We start from the raw sequence: 13,422 nt of genomic DNA, 5'->3' as shown, positions 1-13,422 counted from the left end.
GCGGCGGCGGTGGCTAAAAGCAGGTTAACGCAGCCCGCGAAAGGGGGGAAGGGTCGCTCGTGCCGGCTCCGCGGCGCGCGGCCGGACAGGTGTCCGTCATGTTCGCAGGCGCCCGGCGCGCCGATCCGGACGCTAGTCCAGGCGCACCCGTTCGTGGGAGGAGGGGATGTGCAGCGCCTCCCGGTACTTGGCCACCGTGCGCCGCGCCACCGGCACGCCGGCCGCCTTGAGCATCTCGGCCAGGCGGGCGTCGGAATGCGGTTTGCCCGGATTCTCGGCCTCGATCAGGCGCTTGATCATGTCCTGGATGGCGATGCTGGAGGTCTCGCCGCCGCCGCCGGTGTCGATGCCCGAGGCGAAGAAGGCGCGCAGCGGCAGGGTGCCGCGCGGCGTGCGCACGTACTTGCGCGCCACCGCGCGCGACACGGTGGATTCGTGCAGGCCGATCTCGGCCGCCACCTCGCGCAGGGTCAGCGGGCGCAGGGCCTGCGGCCCGAATTCCAGGAAGCCCGACTGCTGGCGCACCAGGCACTGCACGACCTTGAGCAGGGTCTCGCCGCGCTGGTGCAGGTTCTTCAGCAGCCAGCGCGCCTCCTGCAGGCGGCCGCGCAGGTAGCCGGCATCGCTGGCGCCGGCGTGGCGGATCATCTGCTCGTAGCCCTGGTGGATGGTCAGCCGCGGCTGGCGCTCGTCGGCCAGACCGACCCGCCAGATGCCCTGGTGGCGGTGGATGACGCAGTCCGGGGTGACGTAGGTGTCGTTGGGCAGGGCGCCGACCTGGGCGCCGGGCCGCGGATCGAGGGTGCGCAGCAGCTGCAGGGCCAGGGCGGCCTGCTCCGGGTCGCAGTCGAGCTCGGCGGCGACGCCGGCCAGGCCGATGCGGGGCAGGCGGTCGATCGGGCCGACGGCCAGGCGCCGCGCCAGGGCCTTGCCCGGGGTGTCGTCGGGCAGCAGGGCGAGCTGCAGCGACAGGCACTCGCCCAGGTCGCGCGCGCCCACGCCGGAGGGGTCGAAGCGCTGGATCTGGTGCAGCACCACGAGGATCTCGTCCTCGCTGCAGACCATGTCCGGGCGCAGCGTCTCGGCGATGGCCGAGAGCGGTTCGCGCAGATAGCCGTCGTCGTCGATGGCGTCGATCAGGGCCAGGCCGATGCCGACGTCGCGGGCCGAGAGCTGGGTCAGGCGCAGCTGCCAGGCCAGGTGGTCGCGCAGGTCGTCGGTCTGCACGATGCGTTCGGCGGGATTGTCGTCCTCGCGCCCCGCCCATTGCCCGTCAGGCTGTTCCTGCCAGTTGTGGTTCTGCCAGCCGTGCTCCTGCCAGTCCTCGTGCTCCTGTTCCCAGCGCTGCGCGTCGGCGCCGGCCGCGCCCTCGTCGTTGCCCGCGGGCCGGGCGGCGGCGTCCGGGGCGGCGGCCACCTGCAGCGGCTCGGGCTCCTCCCAGTCCAGCAGCGGATTGCTTTCCACCGCCGAATTGATCTCGGCCTCCAGCTCGAGGGCGGACAGTTGCAGCAGATGCAGGGCCTGGCGCAGTTGCGGCGTCAGGACGAGCTGTTGGCTGAGCGATGTCTGGAGGCGAGGCTTCATCGGGGTCCCACGTTGCGTTGCCCGTGGTCCCGCCGTCCGGCCGTTGCGCGCATGCCCATCCCTGGCGCGAGCCGACCTGCGTTCGGAGCCACGGCCGGTCCTTCCGTGACCGGGCGTTCGGAGGGCGCGGCAGTTGCCGGGACGGCATCCGCCGATCGCGCTCCCCGTCTACAGGCGGAACGATTCCCCCAAGTAGACCCGGCGCACATCGGGATTGGCCAGCAGCGCGTCCGGAGCCCCCTGCGCGAGCACGCCGCCTTCGCTGAGGATATACGCACGGTCGCAAATGCCCAAGGTCTCGCGCACGTTGTGGTCGGTGATCAGCACGCCGATGCCGCGGTGCTTGAGGTGCTCGACGATGCGCTGGATCTCGCCCACCGAGATCGGATCGACGCCGGCGAAGGGCTCGTCGAGCAGCATCAGCCGCGGATTGGCGGCCAGGGCGCGCGCGATCTCGACGCGGCGGCGCTCGCCGCCGGAGAGGCTGGCGCCGATCTGGTCGGCGACGTGGCCGATCTGCAGCTCGTCCAGCAGTTTCTCCAGCTCCTGCTGGCGGTCGCGCGCGGCCAGGTCCTCGCGCAGCTCCAGCACCAGACGGATGTTGTCGGCCACGGTGAGCTTGCGGAAGACCGAGGGTTCCTGCGGCAGATAGCCCACGCCCAGGCGGGCGCGGGTGTACATCGGCTCGGCGGTGATGTCGCGGCCGTCGAGCACGATCTCGCCGGCGTCGGCGGGCACCAGCCCGACGATCATGTAGAAGCAGGTGGTCTTGCCGGCGCCGTTGGGGCCGAGCAGACCGACCACCTCGCCGGCCTCCAGGGTCAGGCCGAAGTCGCGGACCACCTCGCGGGCGCGGTAGCGCTTGCGCAGTCCCTTCGCGACCAGCATTACTTGCCGTCCTGCTTCGGCGCGGGAGAGGGGGTCTTGCCGCTCGCCGCGGGCGCGGACTTCTTCTTCGGCTCGAAGGTCATGCTGACCGGCTTGTTGTCGCCGGCGGCCGAGCCGCTCTGCACCTGGCCGGTCTTGGTGTTGTAGACGATGCGGCCACCGGTCATCGTGCCCCGGCCCGGCTGGTCAACATGGGCATCGCCGCTGAAGACCACGGTGTCGTTGGGCAGGTCGTAGTCGACCTGGGCGGCGGTAGCGTTCATCCAGCTGCCGTCATCGTTCTGCTGCTTCAGCTTCACCGGCGAGCCGTTGAGCTTCACGCTCTTGATGTCGCCGTCGGCACGGCGCAGGTCGGCCTTGGCCGACTGGATGTCCAGCGTGCCCTGCACGATGTGAACGTTGCCGCTCAGGATGCAGGGGCCGTCGCCGGTCGAGCAGTCGCTGCTGCTCGCGGTCACGTTCATTTTCTGCTCGCGATCGGAGCTTTTCGCCCAGGCCGGACCGGCCAGCAGCAGGGCAACCACGATCGCGGGAAGGAGACTAGCGGCGCTTCGGGTCATCGGTCATCTGTACCTTGGAAAGGAGGCGGATGCGCTTGTCGGCCAGGTCGGCCCACATCCCCACGCCCTGCATTGTAGAGCCCGGGGCGGTGACCGAGACCAGGACCTGGGAGGTGGCCTCGTTCTTGTCCGGGAAAACGTTCAGTTGCTCGGTTTTCAGCGTCGAGGGCTTCTGCGCGCCGGGCGGGCTGTTGGCCACGACGTCGCCGCGCAGGCGCACCTCGCTGTTGTCGGCGGCCACCCAGGCGGTTTTCGAGCGCACTTCCCAGCGCTGGCCGTCCTTGTCGGGCAGCAGGAACAGCGGCGTCTGGATCGACATGGTCCTGTCGTCGGCGTTCTGCGCCAGTTTCGGCGCGCGCAGGGTCATGGACTCCTTGCCCTCGCCGTCGAGCGCGACCACCTCGAAATCGTGCAGCAGGTAGCTTGGCCGCGTGCTCGCGGTCACGGTCGCGGTCGGTTCGGCGCGCTGCTGCCAGACCGACCAGCCGGTGATCACGGCCGCCACCAGCAGCACCAGGGTGAGCGTGCCGCGCCAGGTCATGCCGGCACCCCGGCGTCCCGGCGCCGCGCGGCCAGCAGCAGATCGCACAGCTCGCGCGCCGCGCCTTCGCCGCCGCGCGCGGCCGTGCACCAGTGCGCAACCGCCAGCGCGCTGGCGTGCGCGTTGGCCGGCGCCACCGCCAGGCCGGCGGCCTGCATGGGAACGCGGTCGGGCAGGTCGTCGCCCATGAAGCAGACCTGATCGGAGGACAGGCCGAGGCGGGCGCGGATCTCCTCCACGCAGGCCTGTTTGTCCTGCACGCCGACATGGGCCTCGGCGCCGAGTTCGGCGGCGCGCCGTTCCGCAGCCGCGCCGCGCCGCGCGGTGACGAAGGCCACGGCGACGCCGGCCTTGCGCAGCAGCACCAGCCCCTGGCCGTCCTGCACGTGGAAGGCCTTCAGTTCGCGGCCCTCGCCGTCGTAGTAGAGGCGCCCGTCGGTCAGGGTGCCGTCGACGTCGAAACAGGCCAGGCGAATCCTCGCGGCGCGCGCGAGCAGGTCGTCGGAGTAGGGCGGATGGCTGGGCACGAAGGGGTCGATGGCGGAGTCGTCGGTGAGGGCGGTCGGTGGGCGGTCGCAGCGGCTCTTACACCACGCGCGCCCGCAACAGGTCGTGAATGTTGAGGGCGCCGACCACGCGCCGGGCGTCGTCGAGGACGAGCAGCATGGTGATCTTACGGGTTTCCATCAGCCGCGCGGCCTCGCTGGCCAGCGCGTCGGCGCCGATGGTGACTGGCGCGCGCGTCATCACGTCGGCGATGCGCGCGCCGCGCACGTCGATGCCGGGATCGGCCAGCGTGCGGCGCAGGTCGCCGTCGGTGTACAGGCCGAGCAGGCGGTCCTCGCCGTCGACCACCGCGGTCATGCCCAGGCGCTTGCGGCTCATCTCCATCAGCGCTTCGGCCAGGGTGGCTTCGCCGCGCACGCGCGGAACCTCGTCGCCGGTGTGCATCACGTCGCGGATGTGCAGCAGCAGGCGCCGCCCGAGCGCGCCGGCCGGATGCGAGCGCGCGAAATCGTCGGCGGTGAAGGCGCGCGCGTCGAGCAGCGCCACGGCCAGCGCGTCGCCCAGCGCCATCGAGGCGGTGGTGCTGGCGGTGGGCGCCAGATCGAGCGGGCAAGCCTCCGCGGGGACGCTGACGTCCAGATGCACGTCGGCCTCGCGCGCCAGCGACGAGGCGGGGCGGCCGGTCATCGCGATCAGCACGTTGCCCTGGCGCTTGAGCACGGGCAGCAGCGTCAGGATCTCGTCGGACTCGCCGGAATAGGACAGCGCCAGCACCACGTCGGCGTCGGTGATCATGCCCAGATCGCCATGGCCGGCCTCGCCCGGATGCACGTAGAAGGCCGGCGTGCCGGTGGAGGCCAGCGTGGCGGCGATCTTGCGCGCGACATGGCCCGACTTGCCCATGCCCAGGCAGACCACGCGCCCGCTGCAGGCCAGCATCCGGCGGCAGGCGGCCGAGAACGCGCCGTCGATGCGTGCGCCGACGGCGGCGAGGCCTTGCTGCTCGATCTCGAAGACGCGGCGGCCGCTGGCGGCAAGCGCGGCATCCTCGATGGGCTGTGTTCCGTTGGCGGGCATACCGGAGTGCGGCCCTTTCCGTTAGGCTAATCCCCCATTTTAAGGGATTCGCTCCCGCAAACCCGAGGTTGCCGGATCCGCGGTAGGGTCCCGATTCAACAACCCCGGGCCTGAAAACCCCGAGAACCCCCGGCCGGCCTCGGCAAACGGCCGCCAGCACTGGATTTTCCGAGTTTGGACGCCAATACCATCCGCAATCTGATCGAACAGGGCCTGCCGGGCGCGCGCGCGGCCGTGCAGGGCGAGGACGGGGTGCATTTCGAGGCGACCGTGGTCGCCGAGGCCTTCCGCGGCAAGCTGCCGCTGGCCCGGCATCGCATGGTCTATGCCACGCTGGGCGAGTTGATGGGCGGCGCGATCCATGCGCTGGCCCTGCGCACGCTCACGCCCGAGGAAGAAGGCGCCTGATCGCGCCCGGTACGAGCGCAAAGACGAACACGAAACGGGCAGGCGCGCTCCCGCTTCGCAGGGCAGACCGTGCCGAAGGCGCCGGCTGCGCACTCTCCACACCGGCGCCGGGCACCCGGCGGTCCGCATCCAGATACGGCAGGACATGCAGAAAATCGTAGTTACCGGCGGAAAGCCGCTCCACGGCGAAGTCGCCATCTCCGGCGCCAAGAACGCCGTCCTGCCGATCCTGTGCGCGGCGCTGCTGGCCGACGCGCCGGTGGCGCTGGACAACGTGCCGCAGCTGCACGACGTCAGGACCACGCTGCGCCTGCTCGGCGAGCTCGGCGCCGGCGTCGAGACCGACGGCGGCGCTGCGCTGCGCATCGATCCGCGCAGCGTGCACAGCCACGTCGCGCCCTACGAGCTGGTCAAGACCATGCGCGCCTCGGTGCTGGTGCTGGGGCCGCTGCTGGCCAAGCACGGCGCCGCCGAGGTCTCGCTGCCGGGCGGCTGCGCGATCGGATCGCGTCCGGTGGATCTGCACATCCGCGCGCTGGAGGCGCTGGGCGCGGAGATCGTGCTCGAGCACGGCTTCATCAAGGCCCGCGCCAGGCGCCTGAAGGGCGCGCGCATCGTCTTCGACATCGTCAGCGTCGGCGCCACCGAGAACGCGCTGATGGCGGCCACGCTCGCCCAGGGCGAGACGGTCATCGAGAACGCGGCGCGCGAGCCGGAAATCGTCGACCTCGCCGCCTGCCTGGTGGCGCTGGGCGCGCGCATCGAGGGCGCGGGCAGCGACCGCATCACGGTGCAGGGCGTCGAGCGCCTGGGCGGCGGCGCGCATCGCGTGGTCGCCGACCGCATCGAGACCGGCACGTTCCTGGTGGCCGCGGCCATGACCGGCGGCCGCGTGACCGCCACGCACGCCGATCCCGATTCGCTGGAAGCGGTGCTCGCCAAGCTCGCCGAGGCCGGCGCCGACATCGCCGTGCAGGACGAGCGCATCACCGTCGACATGCAGGGGCGGCGGCCGAAGGCGGTGGACATCGTCACCCAGCCGCATCCGGGCTTCCCCACCGACATGCAGGCGCAGTTCATGGCCCTGAACTGCATCGCCGAAGGCACCGGCGTGATCGACGAGACGATCTTCGAGAACCGTTTCATGCACGTCAACGAGCTGCTGCGCCTGGGCGCCGACATCCACATCGAAGGCCATCGCGCCACCGTGCACGGCGTGCCGCGGCTGAGCGGCGCGCCGGTGATGGCGACCGACCTGCGCGCGTCGGCCTCGCTGATCCTGGCCGGACTGGTGGCCGAGGGCGAGACGACCATCGACCGCATCTACCATCTCGATCGCGGCTACGAGCGCATCGAGGACAAGCTGTCGGCGCTTGGCGCGCAGATCCGCCGGATCGACTGATTCGGGCCGATCCGACCTTTCGCCACGCAGACCGAGGACATCCCATGCCGATCGATCCACGCTCGAGACTGGGCAGGCGCCGCAAGTTCTGGTTCGCCGCGTGCGGAGTGCTGCTCGCCTACGCCGCCTGGGCCTGGTACGCCGGCCTGGCCTTCAGCGCGGGGACGCGCGTGGAGGAGATGGACTGGAACGGCGACGGCGCCGTGAGCACCGAGGAAATGCTGCAGTCGGCCTACGCCGTGGGCGTGCGCACCATGCAGCAGGGCGCGCGCACCTGCCGCAGCTTCTACTGGATCGGCAAGGGCGAGAAGCAGCCCTTCCGCGTCTCCTGCCGCACCGAGGTCGGCGACGGGAAAAAGCCCAAGGATTGAGCGGGCGGGCGGCGCGGCGGCATCACGCCGTCACGCCGAAATCCTTCGCATAGGGCTGCTGGTCCCAGTCCAGGCGCGAGCGGTCCAGGCCGCTGACGTCGAAGGTGGCGCGCTGCGTGCCCTTGCCGCGCGCCGGGAAATCCACCGTCAGCAATTGCGCGTCGCGCAAGGCGTACCAGAGCTGGCGCGGCTCGCGCAGCGAGAGCACCGGCGCCGAGGCTTCCGGACGCGAGGCCAGCACGGTGCGCTGCGGCCCGCCGTCGACGGCGATCTCGACGCTGCAGCCGGTCGGGCAGTCGAAATCGCCGCTTTCCAGCGCCAGATGCGCGTCGTAGCCCCAGACCGGATCGTCGCGGAACACCAGGCGCACGAATTTCGCGCCGCTCTCGTCCAGGTAGACGCGCAGCATGCTGGTGACCGCGGCGCTGACGCGCGTGCCGCCGTCCACCGGCGTGCTCTCGTAGCTCCAGGCGCCCATGGTCACTTCCAGCCCGGCAGCTTGCCGGCATCGGCGCCGGCGACGTCGAATTCGACCTTGCCCGTGCCGGACTTGGACGGATACTCGATCGACAGCGTCCCGGCGCCCGCGATCGATTGCCAGAGCTCGAGCGGCTCGCGCAGCGCCAGGCGCGGCTGCGGCGTTTCCGGGCGCGAGGCCGACACGGTTTTGGCCGCGCCGCCGTCGATGCTCAGCTGCGCCTTGCAGCCGGTCGGGCAGTTGATGTCGTCCTGGGCGAATTCGACGTAGGCGCCGCGGCCCCAGACCGGGTCGTCGCTGAAAACCAACTGCGCGCCGCCGGCGCGTCCGGCGATGCTGGCGGTGCGCTTGCCGCCTTCTTCCGCGTAGGTCCAGGTGCCCGCAGCCTCGCCCGGCGGCGGGGGCACGGGCGCGGCTGCCGCCGCGGGCGCGCCGGCGGCCGTGTCGGCCGGCATCGCGGCGTCCGCCGCCATCGGCGAGGCGTCGGCGGCTTCGGCCTCGATATCGTTCTTGCATGCCGTGCAGGCGAGCACGGCGGCGGCAAGCAGGGTCAGCGATTGGAGTTTCATCCTGTTCTCCGGGGTCAGATGGCTGCGTTATTGAAGGCTATACTGAGAATCCAAAAGTAATGGGGGCGTTATGAGCGATCAGATCGTGATCATCCTCGACAACCCGCCGCTGGACGCGGATGCCTGGGCCGACGACGTCTTCGCCCAGGCCGGATACCACCCGGTGAGCAACGAGGAAATCTCCAAGGCGATGGCGCGGGACAAGGACACGCTCGATGCCCTGCTGCGCAACGCCGGCCACGTCCTCGGTCCGGTGGACGAACTCGCCGGCTACTACCGCCTGACGCTGCAGCGGCTGCACGGCGACAAGCCGCGCCTGGGCCTGTACGGCACGGCCTGGCTCAGCTACGCCGACCACGTCGACGCCTGCGTGGTGGACTGGTCGGAAGTGGAGAAGCGCGCCACCGCGCCGCGCGTGTCCGAGGCCGACGGCCACATGTTCCGCACCGAAGCCAAGCGCTTCATCCACGAACGCACCCGACAATACCTCGCGCCCGGACGCCTGCTCGAACTCGAGGCGGGAGCGCCGCTGGGCGAGCGCGTCGCCGACACGCTGGCGTTCCTGCGCGGCCTGGGCCTGGCCTGATCGATCCCGGCGGATCGGCCCGGGCAGGGTGGTCCGGGCAAACGCTCCAGACGCATTGATCGCCATGGCGCCCGGGGGCGGCATGGCGAGCGGCGCGTCGATGCATGCCGTGCATGCGAACACCCTCTCCCGCGGGCGGGAGAGGGAGGACAGGGCGGGCAGGGTCACATTCCGGTGAATTGCTGACCGAAGTCCTGCATGCCGTTGACGAACTCGACGGTGGCGTTGACGCCCTTGGCCACGCCGAGCAGGGTCTTCAGCGGCGTCAGCACCGCCTGCGCCGGCGGGAAGAAGCTGGCGGCGTTGATGGCCAGGTCCGCGGCGTTCAAGGCGATGGTCAGGCCGCTCTCGCCGTTGGAGATGCTGCTGATCAGGTCGCTGCCGGCGTCGACCACGCCGATCACCGGACCGACCACCGGGATCGACTTCAGGCCGGTGCTGGCGACGGCTTCGCCCGCCTTCTCCTTGAGGAAGTTCTTGACCTTGTCCGGCATCGCCTCGACGAACTGCGTGACCAGGCGGCCGATCAGGTCGATCGAGTCCTTGCCGAAGGGCAGGTCGTAGGGGCCGAAGTCCTTGCTCAGCGGGCCGATGCCGACGCTGAAGGGACCGATCTGCGCCGGATCGCCGTAGCTGATCAGCTTGCCGATGGCGTCGCCGAGCGAGCCGATGGCGCCGCCGATGTCGCCGTCGGCGACCTTGGTCACCGCGTCGAAGAAGCTCGACAGCGCACCGGACTTGACGATGCCCTCGTTGAGCTTGGGATCGGAGAAGAACTCGCCGACCGGGCCGGGCAGCTTGCTGAGCGCGTTGAGGAAGGTGACCGCCAGGTCCGGCGTCTTCTCGGCGATGATCTTGCCGGCGTTGCCGAGCGCCTTGATGAACTCGCCCGGATTGCCGCTGGCGAAGGCCTTGACCGCATCGCCGATCGCCTGCGCCACTTCCGGCGTGGTCGCCGCCTCGAGCACGCCCGAGAGCAGCTGCTTCATCTCCGGCTTGAGCTTGAACTTGTCGACGACGGTGTCGATCAGCTGCTGCTTGATGCCGTCGGGCAGTTCCTTGGCGAAGGTGGCGAAGGCCTTGATCGTGTCGCCGACGTTTCCGCTCTTGATGGCGTCGGCCATCTCGATGATGTTGGCGACCGACGGGCCGAGCTGCTTGAGGTCGTCGACGGTCTTGATGCCCAGCGGCTCGAGCCGCGCCATCAGCGCCTTGTCCTTGGACAGCACGTCGGCCAGGGCGCCCATCACCTGCTCGTTGTCGCCCACGCCCTTCAGGCCGCCGGCGATGTCGCCGTCGAGCATCTGCTTGAGCGAGCCGTGCAGCGACTTGTCGCTGACCAGGGTCTTGATCAGGTTCTCGTCGGTGAGGATCGAGCGCAGCAGCTGGGTTTCCGGCTTGTCCGGAATCTTGGCGCCGAGCGCGTTGATCGCCTTGGTGACCAGGCCCGGCGCGGCGTCGACCGCCTGGCCGATCGCCTGCAGCGCACCCTGCCAGTCGGGACCGTCCGGGTTGCCGAGCGCCTTCACCGCGTCGACGAAATGCGGCAGCGCGGCGCCGGCCTCGAGCAGGTCCTCGCGGGTGATGTTCAGCTCGCCGAACTTGTCCTTGATCGGCTGCGGCAGCGCGTCGTAGATCTTGCCGGCGACCTTGCCGAGCAGGTCGGGCGCGGCGTCCTGCACCTTGCCCAGCGCGTCGAGCGCCTCGGGCCATTTGCCCTGGGAGAGCGCCACGCCGGCGTCGAGCAGGTGCGGCGCCGCGGCGCCGGCCTGCTTGAGGTCCTCCGCCGTCAGGCCGACCTTTTCCAGCGCGCCGGCAACGGCGGGATCCTTGCCGACGACCTCGAGCACGGCGTCGCGGATGCCGTCGTTGTGCAGCAGCTCGCTGGCGCCCTCCAGCGTCTTGCCGTCGAGCAGTTTGTCGATGGCATCGTGCAGGGCGGTGTCGCTGGCCAGGCCCGAGGCGACCTTGTCGTCGGCGAGCAGCTTCTTGACCAGGTCGAATTTGCCTTCCGGGATCTGCTGGCCGAGTTTCTGCAGCGCTTCCTTGCCGACGGTGGGCGCGGCCTCGCCGGCGTTGAGGATCTCGCTGATCGCGGTCTTCCAGTCGCCCTTGACCATCGCCTCGCCGGCCTTGACCAGCGAGGGCAGGGCCTTGGCGACCTCGCCGATGTTCTCCATGCCGTAGCCCAGTTCCTTGAGCTTCTGCTGGGTGCCTTCGGGGAGCTTCTCGTAGATCGCCTTGGCGACCTTGGGCAGCAGGTCGGGCGCGGCGTCGCCGACCTTCTGGAACTCGGCCAGCGCCTCGCTGACCTTGCCCTCGGCGGCGTACTTGACGGCGTTGAACAGCGGACCGGCGGCGTCGCCGGCCTGCTTAAGGTCGTTGGCGGTCAGGCCGTACTTCTCGAGCAGCGGCTTGACCTTGGGGTCGGTGACGGCGGCGTCGATCACCGCGTCGCGCAGCGGCTTGTTGCCGCCCACCGCGCTGAGCGCGGCGGCGGCATCGCCGTTGAGCATGGCCTTGATCGCCTCGGGGCTGGCCTTGGCCAGTTCCTTGGCGACGGCGGGGTCGGTGAGGACGGTCTTGGCCAGGCCCTCGGGCAGCTTGCCGGCCAGCGCCTCGATGCCCTTGGCGACCACGTCCGGCGCCTTGCCGGCCGCATCGGCCAGCGCCAGGCCGACGTTCTTCCAGTCTTCCGGCGTCTGCGCCTTGGCGGCGAGGTCGACCGCCTTCATCACGTCCGGCAGGCCGTCGCCGGCCTGCTTGAGGTCGTCGGCGGTGAGGCCGAGCTTGTCGACCTTCTTGCTGAAATCGGAGTTCTTGTCCTTGAGCGCGGCGTCGATCACCGCGTCGCGCAACTCCTTGTCCTGCGCCAAGTGCTGCAGCGCGCCGCTGGGATCGCCGTTGACCAGCGCCTTGAGCGCCTCGGGGCTGGCCTTGGCCAGCTGCTCGGAGACCTTGGCGTCGCCGATGATCGACTTGGCCGGCTCGGGCAGGTGCGAGGCGATCTTCTCGATGCCCTTGGCCGCGACTTCCGGCGCATGGCTGGTGGCGTCGATCAGCGACAGCGCCGCTTCCTTCCATTCGCCCTTGGCGGCGTGCTCGATCGCCTTCATCGCGTCCGGCACGCCGTCGCCGATCTTCTTCAGATCGTCGGCGGACAGGCCGAGCTTGTCGACCTGCTTGCTGAAATCGGAGTCCTTGTCCTTCAGTGCGGCGTCGATCACCGCATCGCGCAGTTCCTTGTTCCCGCCCAGGCCCTTGAGCGCCTCGACCGGCTTGCCCTCGACCAGCGCCTTGAGCACGTCGGGGCTGGCCTTGGCCAGCTGCTCGGAGACCTTGTCGTCGCCGAGGATCGACTTGGCCGGCTCGGGCAGTTTCTCGGCGATGCGCTTGATGCCTTCGGCGGCGAGTTCGGGCGCCTTCTCGGCGGCGCTGGCCAGCGCCGCGCCGGCCTCGGGCCACTCGCCCTTGGCGGCGTGCTGCGCGGCCTGCACCAGCGAGGGCGCGGCGTCGCCGGCCTCCTTCAGCTTGGCCGCGTCCAGGCCGAGGTTCTTCACCGCCTTGCTGAAGTCGGAATCGGGATTCTTCAGCGCGGCGTCGATCACCGCGTCGCGCAGCGGCTTGTTGTCGCCGACCGCGCCGATCGCGCCCGGGATGTCGCCCTGCAGCAGCTTGTCGACCACGCCGGGCGCGGCGTTGATCAGCTCCTTGACCGCGGCGCCGTCGCTGAGGATGTCGCGCACCGGCTCGGGCAGGTTCTCGATCTGCTTGGCCACGCCGGCGAAGGCTTTTTCCGCCAGCGCCTGCTGGCCGTCGCTGGCGAGCTGCTTCAGCTCGCCGAAGGCCTTGCCGTATTCCTTCTGGTCGACGTATTCGGCGGCCTTGGTCAGCGCGGTGAGCGTCTTGGCCGAGGCGTTGTCGATCTCCTGCTGGTCGAAGCCGAGCTTGGTCAGCGTGCCCTTGATGGCGGGATCGTTGGCGATGACTTCCTTGGGGTAGTCGGCCTTGACCTGCGCGTTGCCGAAATTGTCGACCGCCTGGTCGACGGCGTTCTTGCCGCTGTCGGCCTCGCTGAAGGCCGGCCGCAGCTTCGCCAGCTGCTTGGCGTCGAGATCCTTGGCCAGGCTGTTGGCGACGTCCTGCTGCTCGCTCTTGGGAAGCTTGTCGACTTCGGTCTTGTAGTCCTTGACCTGCTGATCGGTCATGCCGTCGACGATCTGCTTCTTTTCCTCCGGCGGCTTCTTGGCCAGCTCCGGCGGCGGGGGCGGCGGCGGGGGAGGCGGCGGCGGAGGCGGCGGCGGTGGCGGTACGTAGACGTCTTCGCGCGGAATCATCGCGGTCTCCCTGGCAAGGTGGCGCCGATCATCGGATGCCGCCATGCTCGCCAAACCGGGACGCCCATCCAAGCTAGGGCTGACCCTAAATCACACCCTGGGGTTTTCCCCAGG

13 protein-coding genes are annotated in these 13,422 nt (G+C 70.2%); 4 read left to right on the top strand and 9 right to left on the bottom strand.

Annotation, left to right across the window (positions count from 1 at the left end; genetic code table 11):
* Window positions 1-132 precede the first annotated feature (132 nt).
* The 6 genes from MD221_RS09530 to MD221_RS09505 form a co-directional block, all read right to left on the bottom strand.
* Window positions 133-1,584 (bottom strand): RNA polymerase factor sigma-54, encoded by a 1,452-nt coding sequence (locus MD221_RS09530; protein WP_242111181.1) that lies wholly within the window; start codon window positions 1,582-1,584, stop codon window positions 133-135.
* Window positions 1,585-1,752: 168 nt separating this feature from the next.
* Entirely contained in the window at window positions 1,753-2,472 is a 720-nt protein-coding gene (gene lptB, locus MD221_RS09525) for an LPS export ABC transporter ATP-binding protein (RefSeq protein ID WP_242111171.1), read from the bottom strand.
* Window positions 2,472-3,032: a lipopolysaccharide transport periplasmic protein LptA gene (gene lptA / locus MD221_RS09520; protein ID WP_242111058.1), complete on the bottom strand. Its 561-nt coding sequence runs from the start codon at window positions 3,030-3,032 to the stop codon at window positions 2,472-2,474. The genes lptB and lptA overlap by 1 nt, the downstream gene beginning before the upstream one ends.
* Window positions 3,013-3,573, bottom strand: coding sequence for an LPS export ABC transporter periplasmic protein LptC (gene lptC, locus MD221_RS09515; RefSeq protein WP_242111056.1), 561 nt, complete (start codon window positions 3,571-3,573; stop codon window positions 3,013-3,015). The genes lptA and lptC overlap by 20 nt, the downstream gene beginning before the upstream one ends.
* Window positions 3,570-4,100 (bottom strand): KdsC family phosphatase, encoded by a 531-nt coding sequence (locus MD221_RS09510; RefSeq protein WP_242111048.1) that lies wholly within the window; start codon window positions 4,098-4,100, stop codon window positions 3,570-3,572. The genes lptC and MD221_RS09510 overlap by 4 nt, the downstream gene beginning before the upstream one ends.
* Window positions 4,101-4,158: 58 nt before the next feature.
* Window positions 4,159-5,157 (bottom strand): KpsF/GutQ family sugar-phosphate isomerase, encoded by a 999-nt coding sequence (locus MD221_RS09505; protein ID WP_242111046.1) that lies wholly within the window; start codon window positions 5,155-5,157, stop codon window positions 4,159-4,161.
* A gap of 174 nt (window positions 5,158-5,331) precedes the next feature.
* Between MD221_RS09505 and MD221_RS09500 the strand changes: the two genes are divergently transcribed.
* The 3 genes from MD221_RS09500 (at window position 5,332) to MD221_RS09490 (ending at window position 7,338) form a co-directional block, all read left to right on the top strand.
* Window positions 5,332-5,565, top strand: coding sequence for a BolA family protein (locus MD221_RS09500; protein ID WP_242111038.1), 234 nt, complete (start codon window positions 5,332-5,334; stop codon window positions 5,563-5,565).
* A gap of 145 nt (window positions 5,566-5,710) precedes the next feature.
* Window positions 5,711-6,967, top strand: a complete 1,257-nt coding sequence (gene murA, locus MD221_RS09495) for a UDP-N-acetylglucosamine 1-carboxyvinyltransferase (RefSeq protein ID WP_242111036.1) — start codon at window positions 5,711-5,713, stop codon at window positions 6,965-6,967.
* A gap of 44 nt (window positions 6,968-7,011) precedes the next feature.
* On the top strand, window positions 7,012-7,338 hold the full coding sequence (locus MD221_RS09490) for an EF-hand domain-containing protein (RefSeq protein WP_242111027.1): 327 nt from the start codon (window positions 7,012-7,014) through the stop codon (window positions 7,336-7,338).
* A gap of 22 nt (window positions 7,339-7,360) precedes the next feature.
* Here MD221_RS09490 and MD221_RS09485 read toward each other — a convergent pair whose 3' ends face one another.
* A complete protein-coding gene (locus MD221_RS09485; protein WP_242111017.1) occupies window positions 7,361-7,816 on the bottom strand; it encodes a hypothetical protein in 456 nt (151 codons plus the stop codon).
* 2 nt (window positions 7,817-7,818) lie between these two features.
* On the bottom strand, window positions 7,819-8,385 hold the full coding sequence (locus tag MD221_RS09480) for a hypothetical protein (protein ID WP_242111015.1): 567 nt from the start codon (window positions 8,383-8,385) through the stop codon (window positions 7,819-7,821).
* A gap of 70 nt (window positions 8,386-8,455) precedes the next feature.
* Here MD221_RS09480 and MD221_RS09475 point away from each other — a divergent pair, with 70 nt between their 5' ends.
* Window positions 8,456-8,971 carry a hypothetical protein gene (locus tag MD221_RS09475; protein WP_242111013.1) on the top strand — a complete coding sequence of 172 codons (516 nt, stop codon included), beginning with the start codon at window positions 8,456-8,458 and terminating at the stop codon, window positions 8,969-8,971.
* A 164-nt stretch (window positions 8,972-9,135) separates the two neighbouring features.
* Here MD221_RS09475 and MD221_RS09470 read toward each other — a convergent pair whose 3' ends face one another.
* The gene (locus MD221_RS09470) at window positions 9,136-13,308 is read right to left on the bottom strand and encodes a hypothetical protein (RefSeq protein ID WP_242111003.1); all 4,173 of its coding nucleotides are present in this window, start codon (window positions 13,306-13,308) and stop codon (window positions 9,136-9,138) included.
* Window positions 13,309-13,422 lie beyond the last annotated feature (114 nt).

The sequence above is a fragment of the Luteimonas aquatica genome (assembly GCF_022662575.1).
Lineage (GTDB): Bacteria > Pseudomonadota > Gammaproteobacteria > Xanthomonadales > Xanthomonadaceae > Luteimonas > Luteimonas aquatica.
The sequence above is the reverse complement of the archived record's forward strand: the minus strand, read 5'-3'. Positions and strand labels throughout refer to the sequence as shown.

What these genes read in the sequence shown, in the direction of transcription:
- MD221_RS09530 (WP_242111181.1), bottom strand. Translation starts at nt 1,584, where the DNA reads ATGAAGCCTCGCCTCCAGACATCGCTCAGCCAACAGCTCGTCCTGACG.
- lptB (WP_242111171.1), bottom strand. Translation starts at nt 2,472, where the DNA reads ATGCTGGTCGCGAAGGGACTGCGCAAGCGCTACCGCGCCCGCGAGGTG.
- lptA (WP_242111058.1), bottom strand. Translation starts at nt 3,032, where the DNA reads ATGACCCGAAGCGCCGCTAGTCTCCTTCCCGCGATCGTGGTTGCCCTG.
- lptC (WP_242111056.1), bottom strand. Translation starts at nt 3,573, where the DNA reads ATGACCTGGCGCGGCACGCTCACCCTGGTGCTGCTGGTGGCGGCCGTG.
- MD221_RS09505 (WP_242111046.1), bottom strand. Translation starts at nt 5,157, where the DNA reads ATGCCCGCCAACGGAACACAGCCCATCGAGGATGCCGCGCTTGCCGCC.
- murA (WP_242111036.1), top strand. Translation starts at nt 5,711, where the DNA reads ATGCAGAAAATCGTAGTTACCGGCGGAAAGCCGCTCCACGGCGAAGTC.
- MD221_RS09490 (WP_242111027.1), top strand. Translation starts at nt 7,012, where the DNA reads ATGCCGATCGATCCACGCTCGAGACTGGGCAGGCGCCGCAAGTTCTGG.
- MD221_RS09485 (WP_242111017.1), bottom strand. Translation starts at nt 7,816, where the DNA reads ATGGGCGCCTGGAGCTACGAGAGCACGCCGGTGGACGGCGGCACGCGC.
- MD221_RS09480 (WP_242111015.1), bottom strand. Translation starts at nt 8,385, where the DNA reads ATGAAACTCCAATCGCTGACCCTGCTTGCCGCCGCCGTGCTCGCCTGC.
- MD221_RS09475 (WP_242111013.1), top strand. Translation starts at nt 8,456, where the DNA reads ATGAGCGATCAGATCGTGATCATCCTCGACAACCCGCCGCTGGACGCG.
- MD221_RS09470 (WP_242111003.1), bottom strand. Translation starts at nt 13,308, where the DNA reads ATGATTCCGCGCGAAGACGTCTACGTACCGCCACCGCCGCCGCCTCCG.